This window comes from Roseiarcus sp., assembly GCF_052145395.1.
GTDB lineage: Bacteria > Pseudomonadota > Alphaproteobacteria > Rhizobiales > Beijerinckiaceae > Roseiarcus.
In genome coordinates, this window is sequence record NZ_JBKQOT010000485.1 from 1 (window position 1) to 3,489 (window position 3,489).

Sequence of the window (3,489 nt, forward strand, 5' to 3'; positions counted from 1 at the left end):
GCCACGCGCCTGACCGGACATGCGCGTCGCCCTCGATCACCTTACGCATGTGCGCGAGGATCAGCGCGAAGGCAAAATCCGCCACATCTTCGGTTAAGACGTCGGGCGTGTTGGTGACGCGCACGCCGCGCGCCTGCGCCCGATCGAGATCGATCGCGTCGACGCCGACGCCGTAGCAGGAGATAATCTCGAGCTTTGGGCAACGATCGATCAGCGTGCCGGACGCGCCAAGTTCCCCGCGGGTCGCGATGGCGCGCGCGTCGGGTCCCGCCTCGGCGAGCAACGCCTCCTTGTCGGCCGCGAGCCACAATTTCCTGAGGTCGTAGGCTCGCTCCAGGGACGGCATGTCCCATTCCGGATAGGCGCCGATCATCAGCACCGTGGGCTTGGACATGCCTCTCCCTTTCCTCTTCATCACAAACGGTCCCCTGACCTCAGGCACGATGTTATCGATAACATAGCGGCGTTGCAAGGGGCGGACCCAAAAAATATCTCTTGACGCGAGATATGTTATCGATAACATCGACGGGCGCGCAACGAGGAAGCGTCCCATGAACGGCCTCATCGATCGTCTGTTCGGCCTCTCCGGGACCGTCGTCCTGGTGACCGGCTCGTCCGCCGGCATCGGCCTCGCGCTCGCTCGCGGCCTCGCCGGCGCTGGGGCTCGCGTCGTCGTCAACGGCCGAACGCCAAGCACGGTCGACGCGACGGTCGACGCTTTGCGCGCCGAAGGCGCCGACGCCGCGCCGGCGGTCTTCGACGTGACGGAGCCGGCTCAGATCGCGGATGCGGTTCAGCGGGTCGAGGCCGAGGTCGGGCCGATCGACATCCTCTTCAACAATGCTGGCATCCAGCGCCGCGCGCCGCTCGAAGACTTCCCCGACGACACCTGGCGCGAACTCATGCGCGCCAATCTCGACAGCGTGTTCTACGTCTCCAAGGCGGTCGCTCGCGGCATGATCGCGCGCAAGCGCGGCCAGATCATCAACATCGCCTCGGTCCAGGCGGAGCTCGCGCGTCCAAACATCGCGCCTTACACCGCCTCCAAGGGCGGGGTGAAGATGCTGACCAAGGGCATGGCGACCGACTGGGGTAAGCACGGCCTCAGGGTCAACGGCATCGCGCCCGGTTATTTCAAGACCGAACTCAACAAGGCCCTGGTCGAGGACGAGAAGTTTTCAGCCTGGCTCGTCGGGCGCACGCCGATGGGCCGGTGGGGTGACGTCGAAGAACTGATCGGCGCCGCCATTTTCCTGGCATCCAACGCCTCGAGTTTCGTCAATGGCCACATTCTCTACGTCGACGGGGGAATCACAGCGTGCCTGTGACGGGATCGCGGTGGTCGTGATGGGTGTCTCGGGCGCCGGCAAGACGACGGTCGGAAGAGGTCTGGCCGCGGCGCTCGGCGGCGTCTTCATCGACGGCGACGACCTCCACACCGACGAGGCACGCGCGAAAATGCGTTCGGGCCAGGCGCTGACCGACGAGGACCGCTGGCCGTGGCTCGACCGGATCGGGGCCGAACTCGCAGAAGGGCTCGATGCGCGGCAACCGACCGTGTTCGCCTGCTCGGCCCTCAAGAGGGCCTACCGCGACCGCCTCCGGGCGGCTGCGGGGCCCGCGCTGGCATTCGTCTATCTTGCGGCCGATCCGGAGGCGATGCGCAGGCGCGTCGGCGGACGCAAGAACCACATGCCGGCGTCTCTGGTCGAGAGCCAGTTCGCCGCGCTCGAGACGCCTTCGGACGAGCCCGGGGTAATCGAAGTCTCCGCCGACGCGAAACTCGACGCAATGATTCCGCTGCTCGTCGCGCGTCTCGCCGACCCGGCTCACAGAGAGGAACCCTGACATGGTCGAAACGCTCCCGCCTTCCGTCGCCATCGTCGGCGTCGGCGTCATGGGTGGCGCGATCGCGACGCGATTGCTCGACACCGGCGCGACCGTGATCGTGTTCGACCGCGACGACTCCAAGAAGGGCGCGCTCAGGGAGAAAGGGGCGCGTGCCGCCCTCTCGGCCGCGGAGGCAGCGCGCAGGACGCCCTTGGTCATCACCAGCCTCAATTCCGCGAAGATTGTCGAGTCCGCGATATTCGGGCCGGAGGGCGTCGCGAGCGCGGCAGACGCGGATACGCTGCTGATCGACATGTCGTCGATCGATCCGGATTCGACCCGTGGCCTCGCCGCCCGATTTCACGAGGCCACGGGCGGCCGATGGATCGATTGCCCTCTCTCCGGCGGTGCGCCCGGCGCCCTGTCGGGCCGGCTGACCGTCATGGCCGGTGGCGAGGAGGCCGATTTCGAGCGAGCACGGGCGGTGATGAGCCGGCTGACGGCGAACTACACGCTGATGGGGCCGGTCGGAGCGGGTCAGGCGACGAAGCTCGTGAACCAGGTGCTGTGCGCGATCCAGTTTCAGGCGGTCGCCGAAGCGGTCGCGCTCGCAGAGCGCGCCGGCGTAAACGCCGAGCGGATCCCTGCCGCGCTAGCCGGAGGACGCGCCGACTCGCTCATCCTGCAGGAGTTCGGGGCAAAGATGGCGCGCCGCGACTATGCGCCGACCGGCAGGCTCGACAACATGCTCAAGGATCTCGATGGCGTTCAGGCTCTGGCGCGGGCGACGCTGACGGCGCTGCCCGCCACCGCGATCGTCGCCGAGATCCACCGCGCCCTGGTTGCTGCCGGGCTTGGCGGCGCGGACAACGCGGAACTGATGCGCCAGTTTGACGGGCCCCGCGACAATTCGTCCTGTCCTTGACCAAGGACGAAAAAGGCCCTTGTCAGGCACGAATGTTATCGATAACATAATCTCAACGATACATCTCGGGATTTGGAAATGTCCTCGGCGATCCAGGCAAACACTCCGCCCCTGATCCGATTTCGGAACGTGGTGAAGCGATTCGGAGGCGTGTTCGCGCTGCGCGGCGTCTCGCTCGATCTTCACGCCGGTGAGATCCTGGCGCTGCTCGGCGAGAACGGCGCAGGCAAATCGACCCTGATCAAGACGCTCGGAGGAATCGTCGAGCCGACGGAAGGTTCGATCGAGTACCGCGGCGAACGCTACAAGCACCGTCCGCCCCGCTTCGGCGAGCACCAGCCTGTCGCCTTCATCCACCAGGACCTCGGGCTCGTCGAATGGATGACGATCGCCGAAAACATTGCGCTGGCGACCGGCTATCCGCGCAGGCGCGGCTACATCGACTGGCGCGCGGTCGAGGCGGCCACCGAGTCCGCGCTTGCCCAGGTGGACTGCCCGCTGGCGCCGACCCTGCGCGTCCGCGACCTCTCGCGGACGGAAAAATCCCTCGTCGCAATCGCGCGCGCTCTGACCGTGCAGGCGGATGTCCTCGTCCTCGACGAGCCGTCGGCCTCGCTTCCCGCCGATGAGGTGCACCGCCTGTTCGACGCCTTGAGGCCGCTCAAGGCGCGCGGCGTCGGCATGATCTATGTGTCGCATCGGCTCGATGAGGTGTTCGAGATCGCCGATCGCAT

At 66.6% G+C, this 3,489-nt stretch carries 4 protein-coding genes and 1 pseudogene; 4 read left to right on the forward strand and 1 reads right to left on the reverse strand.

Annotated elements, in window-relative coordinates:
• A pseudogene (locus ACLP25_RS16475) lies at positions 1-394 on the reverse strand (2-hydroxyacid dehydrogenase); the annotation flags it as partial.
• 157 nt (positions 395-551) lie between these two features.
• On the opposite strand from ACLP25_RS16475, the gene ACLP25_RS16480 reads away from it, so the two are divergent.
• From ACLP25_RS16480 to ACLP25_RS16495, 4 genes are all read left to right on the forward strand, one after another.
• A complete protein-coding gene (locus ACLP25_RS16480; RefSeq protein WP_442470265.1) occupies positions 552-1,328 on the forward strand; it encodes an SDR family oxidoreductase in 777 nt (258 codons plus the stop codon).
• Positions 1,282-1,848, forward strand: coding sequence for a gluconokinase (locus ACLP25_RS16485; RefSeq protein WP_442470266.1), 567 nt, complete (start codon positions 1,282-1,284; stop codon positions 1,846-1,848). The genes ACLP25_RS16480 and ACLP25_RS16485 overlap by 47 nt, the downstream gene beginning before the upstream one ends.
• Position 1,849: 1 nt before the next feature.
• Positions 1,850-2,755, forward strand: coding sequence for an NAD(P)-dependent oxidoreductase (locus ACLP25_RS16490; RefSeq protein WP_442470267.1), 906 nt, complete (start codon positions 1,850-1,852; stop codon positions 2,753-2,755).
• 78 nt (positions 2,756-2,833) lie between these two features.
• On the forward strand, positions 2,834-3,489 hold a 656-nt coding region (locus ACLP25_RS16495; protein ID WP_442470268.1), incomplete at its 3' end, for an ATP-binding cassette domain-containing protein.

Coding starts and splice junctions, on each gene's coding strand:
- ACLP25_RS16480 (WP_442470265.1), top strand. CDS start 552: ATGAACGGCCTCATCGATCGTCTGTTCGGCCTCTCCGGGACCGTCGTC.
- ACLP25_RS16490 (WP_442470267.1), top strand. CDS start 1,850: ATGGTCGAAACGCTCCCGCCTTCCGTCGCCATCGTCGGCGTCGGCGTC.
- ACLP25_RS16485 (WP_442470266.1), top strand. CDS start 1,282: ATGGCCACATTCTCTACGTCGACGGGGGAATCACAGCGTGCCTGTGAC.